This window comes from Aquibacillus koreensis (genome assembly GCF_025154055.1).
Classification (GTDB): domain Bacteria; phylum Bacillota; class Bacilli; order Bacillales; family Amphibacillaceae; genus Aquibacillus_C; species Aquibacillus_C koreensis.
Window position 1 is genome coordinate 68,986 of record NZ_JAOALK010000049.1, and the last position, 26,438, is coordinate 95,423.

A 26,438-nucleotide genomic window follows, 5' to 3' on the forward strand; every position below is an offset into this window, starting at 1 on the left:
GTTATGCGATAAGCGCCTTTCGCTGTTACTACTCAATCAATACACTAATTGGATAAAGGTATGGTTGTGGAGGTTCTTGAATTTCCTTCCATTCTTTCACTTTAATTGCAGGGAGTTGTACGCCATTATAATCTTCAATGTAAATCGTACCGCTTATTTCCATCCATGTATCCTCCATGATAAGAGTTACATCGTCTAAATTAGATAAAAATCCAATAATGGTAGAATCGGCCACACAATGTGTAATAAGATATCTAGCTAGCACAAACTGATTTTCTTCAAAGTTATCTTCCTTATAGACAAACCCATTTAAAGTAATTTCTTTCCCCACATATTCTTCTACATTAGCACTTATCGCTTCATAATAGGCGGAATAAACAGTGTCATTCATTTCTATAGAAGGTTCAGTCTCTAGATTACTCGCAATCTCGTTATATTCTTCTTCTGTCATCGTATTTGAATCTAAATTAGGGTCTGGTTGATTGTCGCTGGTTGGTGGTGTTTCTTCCGGCTTTATATTTTGTTCTGATTCAGGTGTACTCGCAGAATTTTCGGGCAGATTTTTTAAGTCCGCATCACCTTCTACTTCTGTACGTTCGTTATCTAGTGCATTATTGGTAATGGATAGCATGACCCCTTTTTTAGATGCAATGGATGCATCTAATGTAGAAGGAGGTAAAATAAACCCTGTTACTATTGGTAATACAATAATAGAATAAGAAATCAACTTCCTTATGTTCATGCTTTTATCTCCATGATCGTGGTTGTGTTCGTGATCACTACAACATTCATGTGCTTGTTCTGATTTTGTTGACCAGATCCGCTGTAGTTGGACTGTAAATAGAATAAGTAGTATGATGACACCAATTTGACTAATCGTGTTATATTTTGGGTTGATCAGTTTTAATATATCTCTCGTATAGTGTAAGTTGATAATATATAATGCAAAAAGTAGTATAATAATCGCTCTAACCGCTTGTTGAATATTTAAACGCATAATAATCCCCCCTAATATAAGCCTTGAACTAAAATAAAGGTGCTAAATACTACAATCGTTACAATGCTTATAAAGATAACGACAAATCTAGTTTTAAATACACTTAACATCATCAAAGTATTTTTTAAATCAATCATCGGCCCATAAACAAGAAATGCTAAAATAGCCGTAGTTGGAAAGATATTACTAAATGATGCTGCGATAAACGCATCTGCTTCAGAACAGAGAGATAGTAAATAAGCTAACCCCATCATGACAGCTGTACTGGATGCAACGTCACCATTTCCTATTCCAACTAATGATTCGGAAGACACGTATGTTTGTACGAATGCAGCAAGCACTGCACCTATAATTAAGTATTTTCCCATATCAAAGAACTCATCTACCGCATGCATTAGAACATTTCCAATTCTTACTGTAATTGGTTTTTTATTGGAGTCATCTGAATGAATGTGGTTAGCACTTGTTAGTCCTTTTTTTAATTGGTTTGTTTTAAATAGGAAGCTGATGATAAGCGCTATAACTAAAGCAATTAAAAAACCTATAATCATACGTGACAATGCGATTTTCAAGTCATTTCCGAATGCCATATATGTTGAAAGAATAACTATTGGATTGATAAGAGGTCCCGTTAAAAGGAATCCAATACCTGCATAAATTGGCACACCCTTTGCAATTAACCTACGTACAATTGGAACAATGCCACATTCACATGCAGGAAAGAGTGCTCCAACTACGCAGCTCATAATAGCTGCTAAAAAGGTATTTTTAGGTATCCACCTTTTAATATGATCCTCTGTGATGAATATTTGAATAATACCGGCAATCACAACCCCAATTAAAACAAAAGGTAGTGCTTCTATTAAAATACTTAGAAAAATAGTATTCATATGAAGTACTGAAGAAGGTATATTCATATATTGTTGCAAGTTTTCACTAAAAGTTATTAAAAATATAGCCAAGCCGAACAACATAAGTCCAGTAAAATCTATTAAACTGATACGAAGTGTACGTTTCATTTTTTTCCTCCATAAACTATTAGGGAAACAACTTGTTTAGTTGTTTCCCTATGATCATACTATCTTTCTAAAACATTTAAAAGCACTTCTAGATTTTGATACATTAATGTAAAATAATCTTCACCATTTTCTATATTATCGTCTGTTAGTACAGATAGATTATGGATTTCAAGAGATTTTACCCCTGTTTCCGTTTGGATGACTTCAGCAACTTTAGGTCTAACATTCTGTTCAAACAAGAGGTGTTTAATATCATGTTCTCTAACCACGTTAATTACACTTTGCAACTGTTTTTGGGAAGGTTGATCAGAAGGTGATATGCCTGTAATCGCTATTTGCTTAATACCGTAGGCTTCTTCCCAATACCCATATGCAGCATGAGAAACTAGAATTTCATTCCTCTCTAGGCTTTCTAACTTATGATGAAACTCGTTATCTAATTCTTCTAATCTAGATTTTAAATTTTGGAAGTTATCTTCAAATTCCTCAGCTGCATCTGGTTTTAGTTGAATTAGTGTATCTTTAATATTTTCTGCTAGATTGATAGCACGGATTGGGTCCAACCATACGTGTGGGTCTACATTACCGTGGTTGTGATCATGTATATCTTGTTCATTACCATTTTCGTTGTGTGTATCTTCTTCATGTCCGTGATCATCTTCCGTATGTGCGTCTTCTTCATGTCCGTGATCATCTTCCGTGTGTGTATCTTCTTCATGTCCGTGATCATCTTCCGTGTGTGTATCTTCTTCATGTCCGTGATTATCTTCTGTGTGTGCATCTTCTTCATGTTCGTGCGTACTAGCTATCAATGCGAGTCCTTCTGCAGCTTCAACAGGTAATACCTTCTCATCTTTTAATGCATTTTTTATTTTTTTCGCATACGTTTCTAATTCTGCTCCATTATAAATAAAAGCATCCGACTTAGCTATGTCCACCATCGTTTTAGATGTTGGTTCATATGTATGTGAGTCTGCTCCTGGAGTAATAATAGATGTTACATCTACAAGATCCCCGCCGATTTCCTTTGTGAAGTACTCTAATGGATAAATTGTTGTATAAATATTTAATACTTCTTTACTATCATCATTACTATTTGAACTCGCTGTTTCACCACTTCCTCCACAACCGCTCACTAACATAATAAGTAGTATGGTTGTCATGGCTAAGATGCTCTGGATAAATTTCATTTATTTCTCTCCCCCTATTTTTTATTCCATAGTGATTATATCGAAATGGTTACGATTTGTAAATAGTAATAATTACGTTTTATTAAAACAAATTACTACTTGATATTACAAGTTTCTCTTTCACTATAAGGAGTGTATAGAAAATGAAAAACCAAGAGCAATTAAGCTCTTGGTCACGAATCTCCCTGTAATATTTCTCTTGTTTTATTTAAAATCTCTTCATCTTTCAATCGGAACTCAAACTCTACTCTTCTTGATGCATCATGACTATAATTTCCATCTTCATCCGTTCTACCGTCCGTAAATGACTTTCCATTCACTGTCAATTTATCTTGTAAATGCTGTTGTATATTTTTGTATGGGAAACTATCACTAAGGATATATTCGGCTACACTGTAAGCCCGTTCCTGTGAAAGTTGTAGATTATATAAGTACGTGTCGGTTCGATCCGCGTGTCCCTCAATAATTATTTCAGACACATACTCTTCATAGCCACTATCAAATAATACTTCTAAGTATCTTGGAACGAATTCGTCTAAAAATTGAAAAGAATCTTCTTTTAAAACAGAATCATCAAACTCAAACAATATTTCTGTATTAAAGATAATGGCACCTGTTTTCTCGTCGACTTCAATACCTAATGGCGAATCTTCAAATTCTTCATTTAAATCTTTCACTAAATTTGCTCTTACACCCATAATTTGATCAATCGTTCTTTCCATTTCTTTGATTTGAAGAGATTTGATTACCATCATACATATGAAAATCAACACGAAACAAAGCAATATAGACGTCAACAGGTCTGTAAAAGATGGCCAAAAATGACTTTCATCCTGCTCGTTTCTGAATAACTTTTGGTATTTACTAATCATCTCGGTTCATACCTCTTCCAGTATTCAGTCGCATAGCTTCTTGACTAAAATCGTGCAGGTGTTTATTTAGCTTGTATATTTCTTGATTTAATTCACCAATCGTTTGCTGTGTTTGCCGTTGATTACTTTGCTGTATATCTTCGGTAATTAATCGCAATTCCATGAACTCTTTTTTAATTGATTGATTAGTCATATCAACGTATTCGCCAATGTTACGAACCACTTTTTCCAACCGGTCACCTAGTGTACCCTCTAAATTCGTCACATATTTCGATAACGTATCTTTTAATAAATTAAGATTCGATTCCAGTTGATTTTCTCGTTGATTAAATGACTGGTTCATTTGTGCAATGGTGTTATTAATATCATGAATTAATTCATTATTTTTTCTCCCAACTTGTTCATATGTGTTTGTTGCTTCAAGTAAGTGCTTTTCGAATGCCATCGAATCAGCGGCATGTCCTTTTAGATGATTATGGAAATCTTTATTAAACTGTTTTAATTCATCGAATCTGTCCGTCAACAATTCTTTATAATTCATTTGTGCTTGGTGAATGGTATCTAACGCTGCTGGTAAATGAACGACAGAATCACCTAGTTTATCAAAGTCTGTTGAGAGTTCCCGTAAATATGTTGTAATACCTTCTAATTTTACACTGAGGTCTCCACCGAAAATCCGTTTAAACTCCCTATTATGGTCCTCTAGACCTTTAACTAGTTCTTTGTTTTTTCGGTTAATGTTTTCCATACTTTCTTTTACAGATACTTGTGCATCTAAAATAGACGACGTGAAATCTTTTAAATCGGTAGTCGTTTCTTCAAAGTGTGATAAGTTTTCTATTTGTGCGGTTGATACTTCTTTAATTCTTTGATAGGTCTGTTCAAAAGTTGTTGCCATTCGCTCATTACGATCATCCATCTTTTTAAAATAGGTAAATAATTGATCAAAGTTTTTGTTTAACTTCACCGTCGCTTTATTAAGTCCTTCAGTCATTCCATGCATACTGTCAAAAAGCACTTGAAAATCGTGTAAGTTTTGTGCTAGTCCGTCATTAAATTTAGCCAAGTCTTCTGCTGATTTTTGTAATCCTTTTGTATAGTCTTTAAAACCACTAAAATGTTCAACAATACTTTGTAACGATTGTTGATTCGTTTCCTGCAGACTAAGGATTGACTGGTTTATAGCTTCTGATGCTTTAATAAGGTTTCCCATACCATTTTCATCATACTCTTCTAAACAGGACTCTACTTTTAACATTATATCGGTCATTAAGTACTCAGTATTGAACCCTTTAATTAGTAAGGTCATGATTAGTGACAAGCCCATACCGGCAATACTCGTGTAAAAGGCAATGTCGATTCCAGCTAATACACTCGCGACATCTTCGACAAGTTGGTCTCCAGATGCACTGATACTCCCTAATGACATCGTTAATCCAATAAATGTTCCTAGCACACCAATTAAAATAAATACCGAGACCGTAGCTTGTACCATTTTAATCAAACTGATAGACGGTACACCAAATATACGCCAACCAGAGAATTTCTCTTGAACAAATGTCTCTACTTTTACTTGCTCTTCTTGCTGCCTTCGGTAAAATTCCTCTTTAATACCTTTGACAGGCTCTATATCCAATTGATCCGTCTCACGTAAATGATTCCTTACTCTCCTTAACCGTAAAAAAAGCGTTAAGTGAATAATCAAAGCTATGAAAAACGAAACGAATAATACGGCAAAAATGACCTCAATTAGTTCATTCGATATAATCGCTTCTGCTTTCTGCTCATTCACAAAAAATTTAAGTATTCCTTCTACCATGTTGGCTATCCCCCTTCTATTTTCACACTGATTTCGACTTAGACTGGATTTTCCTCTTCCTTTATAATTATTCGTCCGATGGCAAAAACATGTTTATTGAAGGGATTTTTTATAATATACATACACGATTTTGAATAAAAAAGACTTATATTTCCCATCTTAAAGGATGAGGTGTTGATATGTTGAACCGAGCATTGACTACTGCATTAATTGGAATTGGAACAGCACAATTTTTGAAAGTACCTACACATTACATCGAGACTGGTAAATGGGATTGGAGAAAATTAATAGGTAGTGGTGATATGCCGAGTTCTCATTCCTCTGCTGTCACATCACTTACTACTTATGTTGCATTAAAAAAAGGAATACCTTCTATCCATTTTGGGGTTAGTAGTATTTTTGGTCTAATAGTCATGTATGATGCAATGGGGATAAGGTGGCAAACAGGACAAATAGCAATTGCTGTGAATGATATGGATGAACAATTAGAAAAACTTTCTGTCGATCATCCAAATATTAATCATAAGAAACGAGACAGAGAATTAAAGGAGATGCTTGGCCACCTACCTATAGAAGTTGCAGGTGGTGCTGCTTTAGGAATTGCAATTGGTGCAATTAGTTATTTAATAGAGAAAAAGACAAAGAATAATATATAACAGATAGTCAGGAGTCCTTGTATAGATTCCTGACTATTTTCTTTCATAAAGAGTGGAACATTTCCCGGGTAACCGCAATACTCGACATCCCCCTACCTCTCCTATCTTCACCTTTTTCAGAATATATCCTCGATCTTGCCCCCTTATATATTGATCATTTATTTCATTGTCCAACGTTTATTGGAAACACAATACAAGAGGTTGAATACAATGAATTGAAATATGATTGATAAAGGTGGAGGAAGAAAATTATGAAATATGACATTACTAGGGATTATATAGAGATTGGCAACTCTCGACCAGGACAAAGTAATGATGGCATCAGCTTTATCGTCAGTCACGATACAGGAAATCCCGGTTCTACTGCTTACGCAAACCGGAATTATTTTAATAATACCCAACCTTTTGCATCAGCTCATACTTTCATTGATGATCAATATATCTTAGAAATTATTCCATTGGATGAAATTGCTTATCATGTTCGCACGGAAGTTACAGGTGACAATAGGCGATTTGGTAATAATGCCAACGAGGCTGCTATAGGCGTAGAACTAGCTTATGGTGGTAATATAAATTTTGAAGAAGCATATGAACGATATGTTTGGTACCATGCTTATTTAGTAAACCGTTATAACCTTGATCCTGACTCAGATATCATTGCCCATAGTACACTTGATCCATCAAGGCGAACTGACCCTCAAAATGCGCTCCACAGAAATGGTCTTTCTTGGGATACTTTTCTAAGAGATGTCAAAAATGAATTACGTAGTGAATTTGGAGTAGAAACAGACGATTCGGATGTATTAGGAGAAGCTATTGCATTACCAATTGGCATTGGCGATGAGGGACCATTTGTTGAGGAAATACAACAAGATTTAATACGCACTGGTTATTCATTGCCTCTATTTGGGGCAGACGGCATTTATGGTGAGGAAACAGAAAATGCTATCATGCGATTTCAAAGAAGATACGATTTAAAAGTAGATGGTTTAGTAGGTCCTGTCACACTCGATAAATTAAACGAAGTGCTAAACGAAGGAGGAACGCTCGATAGTTTCCCTTTACCTTCTGGAATATTTCAACAAGGAGACGAAGGAGAAGAGGTAAAACAAATACAAAGAGCACTCCAACAAGTTAATTTTAATCCTCAAGGAATTGATGGTATATACGGACCAAATACGGAAGATGCGGTGAGAAGGTTCCAATCCATGTATGCTGCATTAGTCAATGATGGCATATATGGACCCGAGACAAGAAGGTTCTTACGAATGGAGTTAGATGACAGAAATTAAAATGGAAAATCTGAAAAAACATTAGAACTCTAAGGTAGAGAAGAATTGATTCTTTACCTTAGAGTTCATTTATACTTTATAGATAGCTAAAGAATAAGGCTTTTACCTTTAACCTCTTTGTTTTTCTCTGTTATCTTGTCTTTTCCAAAGCTTCCCTGGCCAATAGGCATACTTGCCAAGTACTGTAGTGATGGAAGGTACAAGTAAAGGACGGACAATAAATGTATCTAATAAAACACCTATTGCTGTAACGATTCCGAATTGTACAAGCACTTGGATAGGCATAACTGCTAGAACAGAAAAAGTACCTGCTAGAATTAAGCCTGCTGAGGAAATAACACTACTCGTTTCCTCTACACCTTCTTTGATTGCCTTTTTCATCGACATTCGCTTGCGATTCTTCCATATACTCGAAATCATAAAGATATTATAATCTCCACCTAGTGCTACTAAGAATACAAATGCATATAACGGAATTAGACCCTGCATTGCATCTGCACCAAGAATATAGTGAATAATAATCCAGCCTAGCCCTAAAGCTGAAAGGAATGAAACAACAACAGTAACTAACAAATAAAGCATTGCTGTAATCGAACGCAAATAGATTAGTAATAGTGCTGCAATAATAATAAGTACAACAGGTATTATTTTATTTTGGTCACTACTCGTAATCCTATCTGTATCATAAAGAGAAGCTGTTTCCCCTCCAATCCAAACATGTTCACTTGCATTTTCAACACCCGCTTGATCAAGTTCATTAACTGTTATATCTATTAATTCAGGAATATAATTAACTGCCTCATTGGAATAGGGATCAATTGCTAAAGTGACTGTCCACTGAACAACATTTTCATTCACTTCTCCTGATCTTGATTCTTCAACTTGTTCAATATAGCTTAAATCAGAAAGGGTCTCTTGTAGTTCCAATTCCTCCCCATTTGTGTCTACAATTACTTGAACTGGGGCAATTTCTCCAGGAGGATAATGCTCTTCTATGATTGAAAAGCCTTCACGTGAAGGCATATCCTCTGGAAATGATTGAAGCACGCCATACGTATAGTCTATCCTAGGTACAAACGCAGCCAAAATTACTAATAGAGCAGCACTAGCAATGATAATTTGCCAAGGTCTTTCCGTAACAATACGTCCAGTTACTTTACTGAATTTGCTTCTTATTTTTGGACGTCTTATCTGCTTCCCTTTCTTTTTCTCCAACTCTTGAATCATATTCTCTGTTCTAGGTATAAATGGAAAGAATGCAGTTCTCCCAAAGAGAGCCAGAAGAGCTGGGAGTAAGGTCATAACTGCTATCGCCATGATAATAATCGCAACACTAAATGGCACTGCGAACCTGTCATAGGAAGCATATTGCGCTAGGGATAATGTAAATAATCCTATTGCTGTGGTTAATGCACTCATTAAGATAGCACCGCCTGAATTAGCAATTGCTAATTGAAGCGCCTTGTATTTATTTGGTTCTAATAGCAATTCATCTCTATACCTTGAAATCAGGAACAAGCAATAATCAGTTCCCGCACCGAACAATAATACAGTCATGATTGAAATCGCTTGAGAATCGACAACAATCCAGTCGTTTCTTGCCATTACTCCTAATAACGGACTAATAAGACCATAAGCAAAAACAACACCAATTAATGGAATAACTGCTAAAATTGGAGAACGATAGAGCGCAATTAATAATCCTAATACGAGTAATACTGTAGCAATAAGTAGTGTTATGTCAGCTTGACTAAATAAAGCTGTTGCATCGATTTGAATCCCAACTGGTCCCGTGAGTCGAACATGCATTCCGTCTGTAGACAAATCTTCATCAAATGCTTTTATATTTGTTAGTTCTACCATTTTTTCTTTTAGTTTTTCTACATCAGCTTCTAATTCCTCTGTCGAAGCAGATTCATTAAAAAATATCGGTGTTGTTAAGGCCTTTTGATCACTTGAAGTCGACTCCATTAATGCTTGAACGGGCATAGCATTAAAGTCAGGCACAAGTGATTGCTGTGCTAATGGTTCATTTATTAATTCTCTGTAAACCGACTGTATTGATTCCAAATCTTCTTCTGTTAAACCAGATTGTTTATACCAAACTAATAATAACGGGACACCAGAATCATTAGGGAATTCATCCTCCATGATCTTTGATGCCTGAACAGACATTGCATCTTCCGGTAACAAATTACTGGAACCGGATTCTTCATTATTTACCTGTGGCCAGACACTTGAAACGATGGCAACTAGTAAAATCCATAATATTATTGTAACCCATCTACTCTTTGAGCCAGCAACTAGAGCTGCGAAGCTATTAATTAAATTTTTCATTTCTGATCCCCCTCTGTACCTAAACATATATTTAGAGAAAATATTGGATAAAATACAATAATTCCGAATTGTATTATTGTCTGCATTTAATTATATATACCGGTAAGTTAATTTTCAATCATTTTGAATTAATTTAATGATTAACTATGCTATACTAATTAGTGAAAGAGAGAACAAGGAGAGATCCGATTGAAAGATAAACCGAATCGTTCACTAGGCAGACCACGTGCTAGTGACATAAAAAAACCAACCAAACAAATGATTTTAGAAACAGCAACTGAACTTTTTATTGCTCGAGGATATCAGGAAGTTTCCATTGATGATGTCGCTAAGAAATGTAATGTTACGAAAGCAACCGTTTACTACTATTATGCTAGTAAAGCTAATTTATTTACGGAAACAATGGTACAAATGATGTTGCGAATTCGTGGATATATGAAAAAGATGCTTGAGGAAGATATACCTTTACGTGATCGACTTCTGAAGGTGACGATCGCGCATTTACATGCTACTTTTGATTTAGATCTAGAAGGTTTCATGAGAGAAACAAAAAATGCGCTTACAAAAGAGCAAGTAAAAATGATTCACCAAGCTGAAGAAACGATGTATGAAGCAATTGAGATTGCTTTTAATAAAGAAATCGAAGCGGGAAAGATCGGAACAGTAAACACTAAATTTGCAGCACATAGTTTCACTTCGTTATTAAAAGTGGGCAATTATCGAGATGCTAATAATAATCCTATTTTTTCATCAGTAGAAGAAACAGCTGAACAAATTATTACATTTCTTTGGAAGGGCCTTTATAACTAGCTTTTTAAAAAAGGAGCATTTCTAACTAATTGAAATGCTCCTTTCCGTGATTCTTTTTCCTTATTTCATATACACAAACTTTGATTTGTCTTCGGTAACTACTTCATTAACTCGATCAATGAATGCTCTTTTTATGTATGGATGGTTACTAAGTTGGTGACAAATCTTTACCTGTGCTTGTCGTTCATCGTTATACTCATTAACCTTTTTTTTCATGGACTTTAAAAGCAATCCATTAAACCATAAATACGGAATAATTATGGCAGTTTTAAGATTGTTCTCCTTCCATTCATCCAAGACATCATCAAAAGAGGGTTTACACGCTGCAAGATAACATGTGTTAACGTGGCGTTTTAACTTACCTTTTAATTGATATGCTATTTCCTCAATATCTCTTTGTGTTGATTTACGATAACTACCTCTTCCTACTAAGATAATTTTTTCTTCTATTAAACCGAGTGAAACTTCATTCACTCGTTGAACTAAGAGATCGACTAGCCTCGATTGAATGCCAAGAGGTCGACCGTAACGAAAAGAAATAGAAGGATATATTTTTTTTAGCTTCATAATCTCATCAGGTATATCGACTTTGTCATGCGTAGCACTTAACAACAATACAGGAATAATAGAGATCGTAGTTGCTCCGTGCACTATTAATCTCTGCACTCCTTCTTGGATCGAAGGCATGCAGATCTCTAGAAAGCAAATTTCTTGTAATGAAGTGTTGACCTCTTTTTTAATAGATTGTAAAAAATCGATTGCTTCTTTTTTCCCCTCATCAAGTCTAGTTCCATGGCTAACATATAAGACTCCATGCATGATTTTTCTCCTCACCTATATAGCTTTGCTTGCCAGTTGATTTGTAGCTAATTGTTCTTCAAACCATTGTAATTTCTCTCTTAAACGAACTACCTCTCCAATGATAATCATCGATGGATTTGCCACTTCATGTAATTGATTTCCAATGTTACTTAATGTCCCTGTAATTGTTTTTTGATTTTTGTTCGTTCCCCAATGAATAATAGCTATTGGTGTGTTTTCACACATTCCACTTTTCACCAGACGTTCACACAAGTCCGGAAACCGCTTGATTCCCATATAGATACATAAAGTTTCTACACTCCTGACTAAACTTTTCCAATATTCATCAGAATCTTTTTCTGGGTTATACCCAGATATAAACGTAACAGATGAACTAATATTTCGATGGGTTAGTGGAATTCCAGCATATGCTGGAGCAGCAGAACCCGACGTGATCCCTGGAACAATTTCATAGGAGATGTTATGTCGATGTAACACTTCTGCTTCCTCTCCTCCTCTTCCAAAGATAAACGGGTCCCCCCCTTTTAATCGAGTTACTATCTTATTTTCGAGCGCATATTTACATAATAAATAATTGATATTCTCTTGTATTAAAGCGTGTTTTCCTGGAAGTTTCCCACAATAAACCAATTCTACATCTTTTTTTGCGTAGGAAAGTAATTCTTTGTTAACTAGACGATCATATAAAATAACATCAGCCTTCTCGATTGCTTTTAAACCCTTTATTGTTAGTAATCCTGGATCTCCAGGACCTGCACCGACTAAATACACCTTTGTCACTGAACTTACCTCCATTCGTTTTTCGAACAAGACTATCTATTTATTAATAGGCCAAGGTTAAGGTTAAGATTGTACTTACCATTACAATACAACTTAACGGAAAACCAGCCTTCATATAATCCGTGAATTTATATCCCCCTGGTCCATACACAATTAAATTTGTCTGATATCCTATTGGAGATAAAAAGCTAGCAGAAGCCCCAATAGTAATAAGAATGACAAATGGCAATGGATCCTCTCCTAAACGCTGGGCGATTTCGATGGCTACTGGGAATAAAAGTACAACTGCTGCACTATTCGTAATTACTTCTGTAAACAGCACAGTTAGTAAATAAAGTAATATCAAAATAGTGAATTTCCCTAGTGGCATAGAAAATGCTAATAGTTGATTAGCTATCCATTCTGCAGTTCCTGTTTGAAATAAAGCTTCTCCTATCCCAAAAGCACAGGCAATTAATAGCAGAACATGGATTTGAACATAGCCCTTTGCTTCATTAACCGTAATGGTTTTTGATAGTAAGAATGTCACTACAGTAAGACACATAGCTGTTACCATCGAAACAATACCGATCGTTACAAGAAAAATCATTAGTACTAGCGTGCCACACGAAAACCAAGCTTTCTTTCGATCCATTTTGTTGATTAACGGGTGATCATTTAATAGGGTGACAACATAAAAATCATTGGTCTGGCTAGATCTTTCGATAAAATCATCACCTGCTAATAACAAAAGTGTGTCACCAGGTTTTAACATAATATCACCAATCTTTGAATCTATTTGTTCATTATTCCGATGAACAGCAACGACACCAGAATCATATTTACCACGAAATTGTGTATGTTTAATGCGTTGATGTAATAAAGCAGATTGATGAGAGACGACTACTTCAATTAATTGGCCATTGCCATTTTTAAGTTTATCTAACGTAATATTTGTCCCTGTCTTAAGCGATAATCCTTTTCGTTCTTGTAAAATAGCAATTTTAGAAATCAGTCCGGTAAATATTAAACGATCATTCGCATTTAATTTGGTAGTATGTTTAACTGGATATATTTTTTCTTGATTCCGAATAATTGCAATTAGATATACACCGTCTAAATGACGCAGCCCTGCTTCATCTACCGTTTTATTAACAAGAGGGTTATCTAGATAAGGATAGTTTTCCTCTACAATCATTTCTGTTAAATATTCTTTACTCTTTTCATTTATATTTGTCTTTGATGATGAATAATTAGGCAATAGGTTATATCCAATCGTTACAAGATAAGCAATGCCTAATATACTGATAGGTAAGCCAACTTTTGCTAGTTCAAACATGGAGTACCCTTCCATACCTCTTTCCAACATTAATCCATGCACAACTAAATTGGTGGATGTTCCCATTAAAGTGATCACACCACCTAAGATGGAAGCATAAGAAAGGGGCATTAAAAACTTTGACGGAGAGATGTTATTTTCTGTACACCATTTCCGAACAATCGGAGTTAAAGTTACGACGATCGGCGTATTATTTAAAAAGGCAGATGCACCTGTAACTGGTATTAACATGTTAAATAAAGCGTGTCGTTCAGACTTTGTTTTTCCTAATAAAGTAGTTATAGCATTTTCTACGAGTCCGGTCTTTTGAATGGCTCCAGCTACAATAAATAGAAGTGCCACAGTTAGCATGCCTTCGTTTGAAAATCCGGCTAATGCTTCTGCTGGTGTAAGGATCCCAACAACCAAAAAACTTGTTAATGCCACAAATACAATAAGGTCTGGACGAGCTACTTCTTTTACTAAAGCGATCATCATCGCAATAATCACTAATAATGTGAAGATCATCTCCCAAGTCATGAATGCCCCCCCTCCACCAATTAAACTCATTAGAATACTTGGATTTAAATATAAAAATAACTTGTTCAAGTAACGAAATTATTCCGTATAAGCCTTATTTTTCAAGAATTCAATTACATATTGAGTAGATTCTTCTATGGTATGTTTATCTGTATCAATGACAATCTCTGGATGTAAAGGCTCCTCGTATGGAGAGTCAATGCCAGTAAATTCTTTAATCTGCCCTGCACGTACTTTTTTGTATAGACCTTTAGGATCCCTTTTTTCGCATGTTTCCAACTCTGCCTTCACATGAATTTCGATGAACTCATCACTCTCTAATAATGCGCGAACATTGTCTCGGTCTTGGCGATAAGGTGAAATAAATGCAGTTAACACAATCAATCCCGCATCAACCATCAGTTTTGAAACTTCACCAATTCGACGGATATTTTCTGTACGATCTTCAGGACTAAAACCTAAATTTTTGTTCAAACCATGCCGAATATTATCACCATCCAAACGGTACGTACGAATTCCTGACTGATACATCTTCTTTTCTAATTCCACAGTTAAGGTTGATTTACCTGATCCAGACAAGCCTGTAAACCAAAGTACAACACTTTTATGCCGGTTTAATCGTTGTCTTTCTTGCTTCGAAACTTCAGATTCATGCCATACGATATTTGTAGACTTAGGCAATGATTTTCCTCCTTCTATTTGATTCATATCCTCATTAAATCTGTTGCATTCCTTTTATAAGAACTTCAGCTACTTCTGGACGTGAGAATTGTTTCGGTGGCCTCTCTCCATTCCGTAGCATTTCACGAACCTTCGTTCCACTTAAATGAACATGGTGACTCTGATCGTGGGGACAGGTTTTGGATGTTCCCATGTTTTCACACTTTGTGCAAAAAAAGGCATGTTCAAATCTAAAGATTTGAATACCTAGTTCTTCTTCAAAATTACGAATGAAATCCTGTGCCTCATACGTACCATAGAAATCACCAACCCCGGCATGATCTCTACCAACAATAAAATGCGTGCAACCATAATTTTTCCTGACAATTGCGTGAAGAAGTGCTTCTTTTGGACCCGCATAACGCATTGCAGCAGGATAGATAACCAAGCGTGTGCGGTCTTTAGGGTAATAGTGTTCTAATATAACTTGATAGCTTTCCATTCGCACTTTAGCAGAGATATCATCGGATTTTGTTTCACCGACTAGTGGATTTAATAATAGACCGTCAACTGCTTCCAGTGCGCTTTTTTGGATGTACTCATGAGCTCGATGAACTGGGTTTCGTGTTTGGAAACCAACAATTGTTTTCCATCCTAGCTCTTTAAACATCTTCCTCGTTTCTAAAGGATCCTTATGAAATTCACTAAATTCATCATGAACAGGACGGTTTAACAATGTAATTGGACCAGCTATACAGATGTCTCCTCTTTCGTAAAGTTTTTTTACTCCTGCATGTGCTTCATCTGTTGTTCCATATACCTTTTCGGCTTCTAAAGGTTTATTCAACTGAAATTTTTCTTCTACAATAATGGTTCCGTATAGCACACCATCTTCACCTATAAGTGCGATCTCTTGTCCTTGTGATATCGTTGTAGCTTTATCTGCAGAAATTGGCAATGTTATTGGGATACTCCAAACAATCCCATTTGCCAATCTGGTGTGTTGTATGACACTTTCATAATCCTTTTTGCCCATAAATCCTATTAATGGACTAAATCCACCAATTCCAATAAGTTCTAAGTCAGATATGGCCCAATCTGAAATCGTTAATGTTGGAAGAGACTGAGCTAAATCGATAGCTTTTTCTCGTTCCGTTCCTTTCAATTCGCGATTAACTAATTTCCCACCATGCGCTTGAATTGTCATACGTTGTCTCCTTTATACAAATTTGATCTGTAGATTTATTTATTCGCCGTTGGTACAGAATGGAAATCCAATCCGAATTTGACTTCCTCAACGTACCCTGCACGAATCACGAAATCTCCAAAATGTTCCTTTTCTTTTCGTTCTTTTGCGTAGGACTGTAATATTGGTTTTAATGAATCTAAGATTTCTTTTTCTCCGATATTTTCTCTATATAATTTGTTTAATCGATCACCATTAAAGCTTGCGCCTAAGTACATATTGTATTTACCAGGTGCTTTTCCAATAAAACCAATCTCAGCTAGGGCTGATCTAGCGCATCCGTTTGGACAACCAGTCATGCGGATTGTTATTTCTTCATCCCGTAGTCCTGCTTCATCAAGAATAACTTCAATCTTATCTATTAAGGACGGTAAATATCGCTCTGCCTCGGCCATTGCTAATCCACATGTTGGAAAAGCAACACAAGCCATCGAATTACGACGTAAAGCTGAGTTTCCTTTTCCATCAGTAAGTTCGTATTCCTCGACAAGTTTCTTTATCTTCGGTTTCATGTGGTTCGTAACGTTACTAATAATTAGATTTTGGTTAGCTGTAATTCGGAAGTCTCCCTTATGAACTCTAGCAATCTCTCGTAATGCTGTCTTTAGTTGATAGCCCTGTTTATCTATCACTCTACCGTTTTGGATAAACAAAGTTAAATGCCATTTTCCATCACCTTTCACCCATCCATAACGATCACCGTTATGGTCAAAATGATATTCTCTTGTAGGTTGTAATTTCCATCCTAACCGTAATTCTAATTCTTGGATAATCCAGTCTTTCCCTAACCGGTCCACCGTATATTTAAATCGAGCGTTCTTACGGTTAGAGCGATTGCCATAATCGCGCTGTATCGTTATGATCTTCTCTGCAACATCAATGATCTTTTCTTTTGAACAAAATCCAATTACTTTTCCTACTTGCGGATATGTTGTTGTATCACCATGGGTACTTCCCATTCCTCCACCAACAACAACATTAAAGCCAATGAGCTGGTCCTCTTCGATAATCGCGATGAATCCAAGATCTTGTGAAAACACATCCACATCGTTTGAAGGCGGAACCGCTATTCCAATCTTAAATTTTCGTGGTAAATAAAGATCTCCGTAAATTGGTTCTATTATCGCTTGGGAGCCACTGTCTACCACCTTTTCTTGGTCAAGCCATATTTCATGATAAGCGTTTGTACGCGGTAAAAGATGGTCACTTACCTTTTTCGCCCACTCATTTACTTCAGCATGGACATTGGACTGATATGGGTTAGAAACACTCATTACATTTCTATTTACATCTCCACAAGCAGCGATAGAATCTAGTAAGCGCTCATTCATAGTTTGGATGGTCTTTTTCATATTCCATTTTAGAATGCCATGCATTTGAAAGGTTTGCCTTGTTGTTAGCTTTAATGAACCATTACCATAATGATCGGCTAAGTCATCCATCGTTAACCATTGTTCCGGTGTGCAGACACCTCCTGGTAGTCTCACCCGAAGCATAAATTGATAAGCAGGTTCTAGCTTTTGTTTCTTTCGCTCTTTCCGTAGATCACGGTCATCTTGCATATAACTCCCATGGAATTTCAATAATTTTCCATCATCATCAGGTATAGCCAGACTTAACGGGTCAGCAAAACTTTCTTCAATTGTTCCACGAAGATTTTTACTTTCCTTTTTTATGCGTTCCATTTCACTTGGTGGTCCTGCTTCGTAAGGGAATTTTTCTGTCATTTATAAACTCCTCTTCATCATTGTTTTTATTTTTTATTAATACACATCACGTTGATACCTTTTGTTTTTACGCATTTCTGACAGGTACGCTTCTGCCTCTTGTGCAGTTTTATTTCCTTCTGTTTCAATTATCGATAAAAGTACTTTTTGAACATCTTTGGCCATGTTTTTCTCATCGCCACAGACATATAAATTGGCCCCTTGTTCTAACCATTGATAAAGCTCTTTCTTTTTCTCTAGCATCCGGTTCTGCACATATACCTTCTCTTCGTGATCCCTTGAAAAAGCAACATCCATCTTCGAAAGCACACCTTCTTTAAGCCATTTATTCCATTCAACTTGATAAAGAAAATCAGTTAAAAAATGTTGTTCTCCAAAGAATAGCCATGTTTTACATGTAGATGCTTGTTCTTCACATTCTTCTAAAAATGCTCTGTATGTTGCCACACCAGTACCTGCTCCAACCATAATAATTGGTGTTTCGGGGTTGGAAGGGAGTCTGAAATTATTGTTCTTTTGGACATAAATCGGTACATAATCTCCTGGTTCTAAACGTTCGGCAAACTGACCAGAACAGACCCCTACACGATCTCGGGAATGTGTTTGATATCGAACTGTCCCAATTGTAAGATGTACCTCATCAGGATTTGCTTTGGAACTACTTGCAATGGAGTATAGCCGAGCTGGGATTTTTCGCAAGATTTTTATGAAATCTACAGCTGTCACCTTCCACGGTCCAAAATCCCTAATTAAATCTAATAAATCTCTTCCATTCATATAGGCAAGAAGGTTTTCTTTGTTCTGTGTCAACACCATTTGTTTTAGTGTTTCATTTGTTGAAAGCTCTGCAGCCTTTTCTAACAAAGGGATCGTTAGCGTTGTAATTTCAAAAGTGGTCGTTAAAGCTTCACGTAAAGAAAGCACGTCACCAGATTTACTAACCGGAACCGATTCGTCTGGATTCCAACCTGTCTCTTCTATAATATTCATTACTAAATCAGGATCATTTTCGGGAATAATTCCTAAGCTATCACCAGGTTCAAACGTCAAATTTGAGCCCTCAATGTCTAACTCGATGTGACGCGTTTCTTTATTTGAGCCACGGCCATTTAGAACTAAGTTTTCTAATATTTTTGCCCTAAATGGATGTTTTTTTGAATGCGAGGGTTGGTCTCCATCCATTTCTTTGTTACTAGAAGTTGATGGTCGTTGATTGTTAACAGTTGATTTCTCCGTTACCTTAGATAAGATAGCATCGAACCAACCCTCTGCTAATTCTTCATAATCCAAGTCACAATCGACACGTGGATGTAACCTTTCTGCTCCTAGTTCTGCTAATCGTTCGTCAAATTGCTTTCCTGTTTGACAAAAGTATTCGTACGAACTGTCTCCTAATGCAAGTACGGAGAACCGAACATCTTCAAGTTTCGGAGCTTTGTTACTGCATATAAATTCATAAAAGGATAATGCATTATCTGGTGGGTCTCCATCACCATGCGTACTAGTTACAATGAATAAATCTTGTACATTCTTTAATTGTTTGGGTTTAAAGTCATCCATCATTCTCACAGTTACTTTAAATGATTGACTTTCTAACTTCTGCCCGAATTCTTCGGCCAGTGCTTGGCTATTCCCTGTATCTGTTGCATAAAGAATGGTGATTTCCCTTGTCGTTAACTGGTCAGATGTAACATCCGTTTCATCACTTTGAATGGTGGCTTGTATAGCCGTGGAAATCTGATTATTACTTGTAATAGACCCTGCTGCTATATAACCACTCAACCATACTTTTTGATTATCGGATAACGTTGGCAAAAGCCTATTTAACAGTTCGATTTGCTCACCTGTAAATGGACTATTCATTACTTGTAGTTGCAAAAGTCTCACCTCAACATTTTTTGTCCGTTACTTGTCAATGCAATGCCAATGCCTATTCAAGGAACCTATAAACCACTTATTCCACTTAATCATAGAGGATAAGTAGGATATAAGTGTAAAAAAATAGACTTGAGTCCTGTATAGATCATTGTGAATCACTCTTTGTGTGAAGCCCACACTCTGTCTTGTTCAAACCTTGCCATCTTCCTGAACGTTGATCTCCAGTTTCGCTAGCAGGTGTCGTACATGGTATACAACCAATGCTAGGATAATTTTTGTCATGTAAGTCGTTGTAATCCAAGTTATTTAATTGAATATAGGACCAAACATCTTTCCACGTCCAATAAATCAATGGACATATTTTAATAGATTTAAATCGTTCATCTTTATTCACATAATTGGTTTTACTTCTACTCAGGGACTGTTCTCTTCTTAAGCCAGAAATCCATGCCGTTGCGCCATCAAGTGCATTCTCTAATGGTTTAATTTTTCGAATATAACAGCATTGGTTCGGATCCTTTTTCCATAGGGCTGATCCATATTGCGTTGATTGCTCCTCTAACGAAAGCTCTGGCTTCTTTAATTCAATCTGAAGCTTTGGATATCGCAACTTCACTTTATCGATTAGGTCGTATGTTTCTTGAAAATGTAAATCTGTATCTAAAAAGACGATGTTCGCATCTTCTTTTATTTTTGAGATTAAATCGATTAATACAATTCCTTCTGCACCAAAGCTACAAGCATAGACGACAGATTCCCCATACGTCTTGTATGTCCAATCTAATACCAACAAGGCACCTTTTAGGTCATCTGTTGGGTGTAAATCAGTTAATGGGCTTGATTTGAAATTGTGATAGGAAAGTACGTCAGTGTCCATTTTTGTCTCCCTTCCATATTCAATAAGTATAGTTTAAGGACTATAGAGGATAGGTGGTAATGTAACCACCATCCTCTTTATGATCCAAATTTCTTACTTATTTTCTTCTTACCAAATTTCCTTAGCAGTATCGACAATGAATTTCAATTTCGCCCACTGTTGTTCTTCTGTTAGTTTGTTACCGTGATGGGTGGAAGCAAATCCACATTGCGGACTAATGCAAAGTTGATCCAATGGAATATATTGAGACGCTTCTTCTACACGAGCTTTAATTTTCTCTTTATCCTCAAGCTCCCCATACTTTGATGTGAAAACACCTAATACAACTCTGGCTCCTCCACGTGGAATATGTTGTAAAGCTTTAAAATCTCCAGAACGCTCGTCATCATATTCTAAGAAAAACCCATTCACTTTTTCTTTTGCTAATAATGTTGGTGCTATTAGGTCATAACTCCCTGCGAAGGCCCATGTTGAACGATAATTACCACGGCACAAGTGTGTAGTAACAATTAAATCTTCAGGTTTATCTTCAAGGACACCATTAATAACTCGAAGAGCCAAATCAATTAGTTGCTCTCTCTCATATTTGCCATCATTAAATGGAATATCTGTTGATGAGAGCCCAGCGATGTACACATCATCTAGTTGTAAATAACGAACACCTGCATCATAAAAAGCTTGGATCGCTTCACGGTAAGTCTGAATAACATCTTTTGCATATTCTTCTATGTCCGGATATATCGTTTCATCACGAATACCTTTGTTAAATAATTGATTCGGGCTTGGAATCGTTTGCTTAGCAACAGCACGCCCACCTACAATTTCATTAAACTCTAAGAATTCTTTGATATGAGGGTGATCTGGATTAAAAGATACTTTTCCTGTAACCCGTACATCATAACGCTCTGTTTCTTCGTCTTTAAATTGAAACCCCTTATCTGGGATATAACCTTCCACCCCATTTAAATGCTCTAAGAAATCCGTGTGCCAGAATCTACGCCTGAATTCTCCATCCGTTACAGCTTCCAAACCTATTTCAATTTGTTTATCAACAATACGTGTAATCTCCTCTGTTTCAATGCTGTAAAGTTCTTCCTTACTGATAAGTCCATCACTAAACTTCTTTCTAGCCAAATGAATTCGATCCGGTCGTAGTAAGCTCCCTACATGGTCTGCTCTAAATGGTGCTTTTGTCACTGTTACTGTCATAATAAATTCCTCCTCTTTATATATATAAACAAATATATTGTTTATTTCCTTATCATCTAACTCTTACCTGTTTCGCTGCTATCTCCAAAGCCAAATCTATATCTCTTATTAGATCACAGGCATGCTCTAAACCGACTGATAGTCGAAGTAATCCGTCTGTAATCCCTCGTTTTTCTCTTTCTTCATTAGGCATTGCTGCGTGTGACATGGTACTTGGATAGGACAATATAGTTTCCACTGCTCCAAGACTTACGGCAAAAACTGGTACTTTGGTTTTTTCTACAAATGTTTTGGCAACCTCTTTGTTTGGTAAACGAAAAGATAAAACAGCACCGTCTCCACTTGTTTGCCTACGATGAATAGCGTGACCTCTATGATAAGATAGGCCTGGATAATAAACTTCCTCAATCAGTGGATGATCCTTGAGATAGTTTGCAATTTGGAACGCTGATAATGTTGATTGTTTTAAACGAGCTGCGAGTGTCTTGATTCCTTGAATTAATAGGTAAGAATCTTGCGCTCCCAAAATAGAGCCAAATGTGTTTTGTATAAATGCTAGTTTCTCTGCTAACTCTTCGTTATTTGTCACTGCCAGACCAGCAATTATATCACTATGGCCAGACAAGAACTTAGTCGCACTATGCAAAACGATATCCACCCCTAAGTGCAAAGGTTGTTGATATAACGGTGTCATAAACGTATTATCCAAAAAAGTTAAGCAATCATTTGATTTCGCTAATTTTACAACTCCTTCAATATCTGTAATGTTCAAGCATGGATTTGAAGGTGTTTCCATATAAATCACGCGTGTATTTGGCAGAATAGAACGTGCCACCGCATCTAAATCAGTCATATCTACAAACGTGTAATCAATGAAATACTTGTTTAGTAATTCCGTAATAAACCGATACGTGCCACCGTACACATCTTCGGAAACAACGACATGATCACCTGCAGATAAGAGCATAAAACTTGAAGCAATGGCTGACATACCAGATGCAAAAGCAAACCCTCTTGTACCACCTTCTAATTCTGCAATTGTTTTTTCTAATGCAAGTCTAGTAGGATTACCAGATCTACTGTAATCAAATGGGCCAAATGCATCGAACTTCTCTTGATGATACGTACTAGATAAATAGACTGGGACATTTACCGCACCTGTTTTTTGTTCCGACCACCCCCGAAGTGATCCATGAATTAGAGTTGTCTCGATTTGTTCTTTGTAATTACTCATTAATCAACCTCCTCTTTCAAACTTAGGAATGCTTGGTTTAAATCTGCCAACAAATCATCTATATGTTCAATACCAACAGAAAAGCGCAATAATCGGTTACATATTCCTCTTCTATTTCTTTCCTCCTCTGGAATGTCTGCGTGTGTTTGAGTAGCGGGGTATGTGATAAAACTCTCTACTCCACCAAGACTTTCTGCAAAAGTAATCAATTTTAAATGATTTAGTAATGGACCTACCAACTTACTATCTTTTAATCTAAAAGATAGCATCCCTCCTTTTCCTGCATATAAAACATCCGTAACCTTGGGTTCTTGTCTTAAATAAGAAACAATTTTCTCTGCATTGTCTTGATGTTGGCGCATCCGTAATGGTAATGTTTTTAATCCTCTAATCAGTAACCAGGAGTCAAATGGAGATAGCACACTACCTGCAGCGTTATGTAAGGTGGCTAGTTGGTCACATAGCGATCTTCCTTTTGCAATCACTAATCCAGCAAGTACATCATTATGCCCTCCTATATATTTGGTTGCACTATGGATTACAATATCTGCCCCAATTTCTAATGGTCGTTGTAGATAAGGCGTTAAAAAAGTGTTATCCACAATGAGTACTAGATTATGTTCCTTAGCTAGATGGGCGTAATCACAAATATTAACTTCTTGCATTAATGGATTTGTCGGTGTCTCTAAAATAATTGCTTTTGTTTTACTTGATATTTTTTGCTTAACTTGATCGATATTAGTAAATGGTGTGTAAGTAGCTTTTATTTGATATGCATTCTCGTAATATGCAAGTAATCGGTACGTACCTCCATAAATATCTTCCGTGACCAATAACTCGTCACCAGCTTTGAACAATGACAGAACTAATTGAATAGCAGCCATTCCAGAACTACATGCAAATCCGGCATCTCCGGCCTCCAAATCAGCGACACCTTGTTCTAAGATGGACCGGGTTGGATTTTTTGTTCGTGAATAATCATATCCAGTTGACTGTCCGAGACCTTCATGTTGGTATGCTGTAGATAAAAAAATTGGTGTACTTACAGCACCTGTTGCTAGATCGCTACGGTTACCTAATTGAGCTAATCTTGTTTCTATTCTTTTTTCGCTCATAGACATTCATCCTTTTTTAGGAGATTTAATATTAAAACAAAAAGACCCTCTCATAAGAAGAAGGTCTTTTAAATAGTTCAAAACATTCTTCTTATCTATTAGGTTATAAAAACCTATTGGAATTAGCACCGGGCCAACTGGCTGGTTGCTGAGATTTCATAGGGCCATTCCCTCCATCTCTCTTGATAAGAAATATTATTTAATTGGTAAAATTTAACTTTTTTACAGTATAGTTTAAAACAAATAATAATACAAGTGATTTTTAAAAAAAATTGGAAAAGACTTTCTTCACAAGAAGAAAGTCTTTAATTTCAAAACGTTTCCTCTTATCTACAAGGTAATAACCTATTGGAATTAGCACCGGGCCAACTGGCTGGTTGCTGAGACGTCATCGGGCCAATTCCCTCTATCTCTCTTGATAAGATTGAATTTATTGAATTTTTAAGTACTTTAACTGTACCTAACTTTGGTAATAAATGCAATAGTTTTTTCCAAAAATATGAAATTCCACTCATGTTTGGGTGAAATAACCAGTTGAATTACAAAAATAAAAATCAGGTCTTTCTATTCATTCATTTATCAAATCCTACAATAGGTCTTATTGCTCGTCTAATTATCAATGACCCATCATACATTATGGCAGAGGTGAGCAAATTGAAAGTAGCTACTGGTAAAATACATATTTTTATAGTCTTGTTTTTAGTTAGTTTAATTATGCGTGTGCAAATACCTGTATTTACTCCATTTGCGGCAGCTTTCGGCGCATCAAGTGTGTTGATCGGTATTATTCTAAGTGTTACTTCTCTATCAAATTTATCAGGAAACTTGTTAGCTGGACCCTTAGTCGATCGTTTCGGCAAAAAAGTATTTGTAACATTACCAATGTTTGCTTCCGGTATTTTCTTTATTGCACATGGTTTAGCTTCTAGTTCAACTGATCTATTAGTACTTCATGGATTAAATGGTTTTGCGTTAGCCTTTTTCATCCCTGCTGCATATGCACTCTTATCAGGTTATGCAAGAAACAGTCGAGAACAAGGGAAAAATATGGCTGTTAATGGGATTCTCTCAACAATTGCTAGTATTGCAGCTCCGCTAATTGGTGGTAAGTTAGTCGTTATTATCGGTTACGTTAACACATATTTTCTAATTGGAGCAGCAATGATTGTAACTGGTATATATGCGATTCGCTCTCTACAAGAGAAAGAGTTAACAGTAACAATAAAAAATCAACCCAAAGGCACATCAAAACATATGAAATTGGTCACAAGTTCTAATTTAGTTGGTGTTTATTTAATTGGCTTTGCCGTCATGTATATTCATGGGGTATTGATTTATGAGATTCCTTACTTAACAGTGGATCAAGGAGTTTCAACGTTTCGCACCGGACAATTGTTTAGTTATATGGGATTAGGCACCTTATTAACTTTGTGTTTATTTTTCATCCATCGTTTTTCACCATTAAAACGTCTTGTCGTTGGCTTATTCGGGATGTCTATAACATTGGTAGGCCTTTTCATGGCTTTATTACCTCTACCGTTATTGTTATTTTCAATGGGTGTATTTTTTGGACTAGTTATGCCTGCGATGGCAACTGCTATTACAGATCATGCTAGCAATGCAGTTCATGGGAGAGCTTTTGCCTATATGTCTGCAGTATTTTCTCTCGGAATTATAACAAGCTCGTTTATTACGGGTGTTATTCGTTCCATGATCTCTCCATATTTTGTAGCATTTTTAGTTGGGATGACTATCCTTACAGTTGTAGTTTACCTAAGGTTACGTTCTTATCAAGACAAATGAAATTAACCTATAGAAGACTCAATTAAAAGAAAGATCTTATAGAATATTTCAAAATTATTTTCCAATACTAACTGTTGAGGAGGGATCATGATGGCAAAACGGACGAAAAAAAATGACCCGCAACAAAAAAACAAACAAGGTTTTGACTCCAGTAAAACAGACGCTGAATTTTCTAAGGAAATTGGTAGTGCAGCAGCAAATCGCGCCCACAAAGAAAAAGCTAAAAAAGAGCGCGCCAATAAAATCAAGAACCAATAG

Annotated in this window: 22 protein-coding genes, 1 pseudogene and 2 riboswitches; of the genes and pseudogenes, 6 read left to right on the forward strand and 17 right to left on the reverse strand. The window is 36.2% G+C overall.

The genetic code is table 11. The annotated features are described in order from the left end of the window. Window positions 1-28: 28 nt before the first annotated feature. The 5 genes from NYQ66_RS14310 to NYQ66_RS14330 all read right to left on the reverse strand — a co-directional run bounded on the left by NYQ66_RS14310 (window position 29) and on the right by NYQ66_RS14330 (window position 5,897). On the reverse strand, window positions 29-997 hold the full coding sequence (locus tag NYQ66_RS14310; RefSeq protein WP_259870389.1) for a TIGR03943 family putative permease subunit: 969 nt from the start codon (window positions 995-997) through the stop codon (window positions 29-31). 11 nt (window positions 998-1,008) lie between these two features. Beyond that, complete coding sequence (locus tag NYQ66_RS14315; protein WP_259870390.1) at window positions 1,009-2,016, reverse strand: permease; 1,008 nt, start codon at window positions 2,014-2,016, stop codon at window positions 1,009-1,011. 59 nt (window positions 2,017-2,075) lie between these two features. Then, entirely contained in the window at window positions 2,076-3,206 is a 1,131-nt protein-coding gene (locus NYQ66_RS14320) for a metal ABC transporter solute-binding protein, Zn/Mn family (RefSeq protein WP_259870392.1), read from the reverse strand. Window positions 3,207-3,379: 173 nt separating this feature from the next. Beyond that, entirely contained in the window at window positions 3,380-4,078 is a 699-nt protein-coding gene (locus NYQ66_RS14325) for an OmpA family protein (protein ID WP_259870393.1), read from the reverse strand. Further along, on the reverse strand, window positions 4,071-5,897 hold the full coding sequence (locus tag NYQ66_RS14330) for a MotA/TolQ/ExbB proton channel family protein (RefSeq protein ID WP_259870394.1): 1,827 nt from the start codon (window positions 5,895-5,897) through the stop codon (window positions 4,071-4,073). The genes NYQ66_RS14325 and NYQ66_RS14330 overlap by 8 nt, the downstream gene beginning before the upstream one ends. Window positions 5,898-6,076: 179 nt before the next feature. Here NYQ66_RS14330 and NYQ66_RS14335 point away from each other — a divergent pair, with 179 nt between their 5' ends. From NYQ66_RS14335 to NYQ66_RS21445, 3 genes and pseudogenes are all read left to right on the forward strand, one after another. Beyond that, on the forward strand, window positions 6,077-6,553 hold the full coding sequence (locus NYQ66_RS14335; RefSeq protein ID WP_311202024.1) for a divergent PAP2 family protein: 477 nt from the start codon (window positions 6,077-6,079) through the stop codon (window positions 6,551-6,553). Window positions 6,554-6,801: 248 nt separating this feature from the next. Continuing rightward, a pseudogene (locus NYQ66_RS14340) lies at window positions 6,802-7,305 on the forward strand (peptidoglycan recognition protein family protein); the annotation flags it as partial. An 81-nt stretch (window positions 7,306-7,386) separates the two neighbouring features. Beyond that, window positions 7,387-7,845 (forward strand): peptidoglycan-binding domain-containing protein, encoded by a 459-nt coding sequence (locus tag NYQ66_RS21445; RefSeq protein WP_311202025.1) that lies wholly within the window; start codon window positions 7,387-7,389, stop codon window positions 7,843-7,845. Window positions 7,846-7,953: 108 nt separating this feature from the next. On the opposite strand, the gene NYQ66_RS14355 is transcribed toward NYQ66_RS21445, so the two are convergent. Continuing rightward, a complete protein-coding gene (locus NYQ66_RS14355; protein ID WP_259870396.1) occupies window positions 7,954-10,182 on the reverse strand; it encodes an MMPL family transporter in 2,229 nt (742 codons plus the stop codon). 189 nt (window positions 10,183-10,371) lie between these two features. Here NYQ66_RS14355 and NYQ66_RS14360 point away from each other — a divergent pair, with 189 nt between their 5' ends. Beyond that, complete coding sequence (locus NYQ66_RS14360; RefSeq protein ID WP_259870399.1) at window positions 10,372-10,992, forward strand: TetR/AcrR family transcriptional regulator; 621 nt, start codon at window positions 10,372-10,374, stop codon at window positions 10,990-10,992. A gap of 60 nt (window positions 10,993-11,052) precedes the next feature. On the opposite strand, the gene NYQ66_RS14365 is transcribed toward NYQ66_RS14360, so the two are convergent. The 11 genes from NYQ66_RS14365 to NYQ66_RS14415 form a co-directional block, all read right to left on the reverse strand. Continuing rightward, the gene (locus NYQ66_RS14365; RefSeq protein ID WP_259870401.1) at window positions 11,053-11,811 is read right to left on the reverse strand and encodes a sirohydrochlorin chelatase; all 759 of its coding nucleotides are present in this window, start codon (window positions 11,809-11,811) and stop codon (window positions 11,053-11,055) included. A 15-nt stretch (window positions 11,812-11,826) separates the two neighbouring features. Further along, on the reverse strand, window positions 11,827-12,594 hold the full coding sequence (cobA, locus tag NYQ66_RS14370) for a uroporphyrinogen-III C-methyltransferase (RefSeq protein ID WP_259870402.1): 768 nt from the start codon (window positions 12,592-12,594) through the stop codon (window positions 11,827-11,829). Between the two features lie 43 nt (window positions 12,595-12,637). After that, complete coding sequence (locus NYQ66_RS14375) at window positions 12,638-14,431, reverse strand: SLC13 family permease (protein WP_259870404.1); 1,794 nt, start codon at window positions 14,429-14,431, stop codon at window positions 12,638-12,640. Between the two features lie 78 nt (window positions 14,432-14,509). After that, window positions 14,510-15,112: an adenylyl-sulfate kinase gene (cysC, locus tag NYQ66_RS14380; protein ID WP_259870405.1), complete on the reverse strand. Its 603-nt coding sequence runs from the start codon at window positions 15,110-15,112 to the stop codon at window positions 14,510-14,512. A 34-nt stretch (window positions 15,113-15,146) separates the two neighbouring features. Further along, the gene (sat, locus tag NYQ66_RS14385) at window positions 15,147-16,298 is read right to left on the reverse strand and encodes a sulfate adenylyltransferase (RefSeq protein WP_259870407.1); all 1,152 of its coding nucleotides are present in this window, start codon (window positions 16,296-16,298) and stop codon (window positions 15,147-15,149) included. A gap of 35 nt (window positions 16,299-16,333) precedes the next feature. After that, window positions 16,334-18,064: an assimilatory sulfite reductase (NADPH) hemoprotein subunit gene (cysI, locus tag NYQ66_RS14390; RefSeq protein ID WP_259870408.1), complete on the reverse strand. Its 1,731-nt coding sequence runs from the start codon at window positions 18,062-18,064 to the stop codon at window positions 16,334-16,336. A 36-nt stretch (window positions 18,065-18,100) separates the two neighbouring features. After that, on the reverse strand, window positions 18,101-19,942 hold the full coding sequence (locus NYQ66_RS14395; protein ID WP_259870409.1) for an assimilatory sulfite reductase (NADPH) flavoprotein subunit: 1,842 nt from the start codon (window positions 19,940-19,942) through the stop codon (window positions 18,101-18,103). Window positions 19,943-20,087: 145 nt separating this feature from the next. Further along, window positions 20,088-20,819, reverse strand: a complete 732-nt coding sequence (locus NYQ66_RS14400) for a phosphoadenylyl-sulfate reductase (RefSeq protein ID WP_259870410.1) — start codon at window positions 20,817-20,819, stop codon at window positions 20,088-20,090. 108 nt (window positions 20,820-20,927) lie between these two features. After that, entirely contained in the window at window positions 20,928-22,028 is a 1,101-nt protein-coding gene (locus tag NYQ66_RS14405) for a 5-methyltetrahydropteroyltriglutamate--homocysteine S-methyltransferase (protein WP_259870412.1), read from the reverse strand. A 52-nt stretch (window positions 22,029-22,080) separates the two neighbouring features. After that, window positions 22,081-23,262 carry an aminotransferase class I/II-fold pyridoxal phosphate-dependent enzyme gene (locus tag NYQ66_RS14410; RefSeq protein ID WP_259870413.1) on the reverse strand — a complete coding sequence of 394 codons (1,182 nt, stop codon included), beginning with the start codon at window positions 23,260-23,262 and terminating at the stop codon, window positions 22,081-22,083. Continuing rightward, window positions 23,262-24,377: a methionine biosynthesis PLP-dependent protein gene (locus tag NYQ66_RS14415; RefSeq protein WP_259870414.1), complete on the reverse strand. Its 1,116-nt coding sequence runs from the start codon at window positions 24,375-24,377 to the stop codon at window positions 23,262-23,264. Before NYQ66_RS14415 ends, NYQ66_RS14410 begins: the two co-directional genes overlap by 1 nt. A gap of 88 nt (window positions 24,378-24,465) precedes the next feature. Next, a riboswitch (SAM riboswitch) is annotated at window positions 24,466-24,569 on the reverse strand. A 131-nt stretch (window positions 24,570-24,700) separates the two neighbouring features. After that, a riboswitch (SAM riboswitch) is annotated at window positions 24,701-24,802 on the reverse strand. A 109-nt stretch (window positions 24,803-24,911) separates the two neighbouring features. Between NYQ66_RS14415 and NYQ66_RS14420 the strand changes: the two genes are divergently transcribed. Next, window positions 24,912-26,180 (forward strand): MFS transporter, encoded by a 1,269-nt coding sequence (locus NYQ66_RS14420; protein WP_259870415.1) that lies wholly within the window; start codon window positions 24,912-24,914, stop codon window positions 26,178-26,180. A gap of 90 nt (window positions 26,181-26,270) precedes the next feature. Further along, window positions 26,271-26,438, forward strand: a complete 168-nt coding sequence (locus NYQ66_RS14425) for a hypothetical protein (RefSeq protein WP_259870416.1) — start codon at window positions 26,271-26,273, stop codon at window positions 26,436-26,438.

What these genes read in the sequence shown, in the direction of transcription:
- NYQ66_RS14310 (WP_259870389.1), bottom strand. Translation starts at nt 997, where the DNA reads ATGCGTTTAAATATTCAACAAGCGGTTAGAGCGATTATTATACTACTT.
- NYQ66_RS14315 (WP_259870390.1), bottom strand. Translation starts at nt 2,016, where the DNA reads ATGAAACGTACACTTCGTATCAGTTTAATAGATTTTACTGGACTTATG.
- NYQ66_RS14320 (WP_259870392.1), bottom strand. Translation starts at nt 3,206, where the DNA reads ATGAAATTTATCCAGAGCATCTTAGCCATGACAACCATACTACTTATT.
- NYQ66_RS14325 (WP_259870393.1), bottom strand. Translation starts at nt 4,078, where the DNA reads ATGATTAGTAAATACCAAAAGTTATTCAGAAACGAGCAGGATGAAAGT.
- NYQ66_RS14330 (WP_259870394.1), bottom strand. Translation starts at nt 5,897, where the DNA reads ATGGTAGAAGGAATACTTAAATTTTTTGTGAATGAGCAGAAAGCAGAA.
- NYQ66_RS14335 (WP_311202024.1), top strand. Translation starts at nt 6,077, where the DNA reads ATGTTGAACCGAGCATTGACTACTGCATTAATTGGAATTGGAACAGCA.
- NYQ66_RS14355 (WP_259870396.1), bottom strand. Translation starts at nt 10,182, where the DNA reads ATGAAAAATTTAATTAATAGCTTCGCAGCTCTAGTTGCTGGCTCAAAG.
- NYQ66_RS14365 (WP_259870401.1), bottom strand. Translation starts at nt 11,811, where the DNA reads ATGCATGGAGTCTTATATGTTAGCCATGGAACTAGACTTGATGAGGGG.
- NYQ66_RS14375 (WP_259870404.1), bottom strand. Translation starts at nt 14,431, where the DNA reads ATGACTTGGGAGATGATCTTCACATTATTAGTGATTATTGCGATGATG.
- sat (WP_259870407.1), bottom strand. Translation starts at nt 16,298, where the DNA reads ATGACAATTCAAGCGCATGGTGGGAAATTAGTTAATCGCGAATTGAAA.
- cysI (WP_259870408.1), bottom strand. Translation starts at nt 18,064, where the DNA reads ATGACAGAAAAATTCCCTTACGAAGCAGGACCACCAAGTGAAATGGAA.
- NYQ66_RS14400 (WP_259870410.1), bottom strand. Translation starts at nt 20,819, where the DNA reads ATGGACACTGACGTACTTTCCTATCACAATTTCAAATCAAGCCCATTA.
- NYQ66_RS14405 (WP_259870412.1), bottom strand. Translation starts at nt 22,028, where the DNA reads ATGACAGTAACAGTGACAAAAGCACCATTTAGAGCAGACCATGTAGGG.
- NYQ66_RS14410 (WP_259870413.1), bottom strand. Translation starts at nt 23,262, where the DNA reads ATGAGTAATTACAAAGAACAAATCGAGACAACTCTAATTCATGGATCA.
- NYQ66_RS14415 (WP_259870414.1), bottom strand. Translation starts at nt 24,377, where the DNA reads ATGAGCGAAAAAAGAATAGAAACAAGATTAGCTCAATTAGGTAACCGT.
- NYQ66_RS14425 (WP_259870416.1), top strand. Translation starts at nt 26,271, where the DNA reads ATGGCAAAACGGACGAAAAAAAATGACCCGCAACAAAAAAACAAACAA.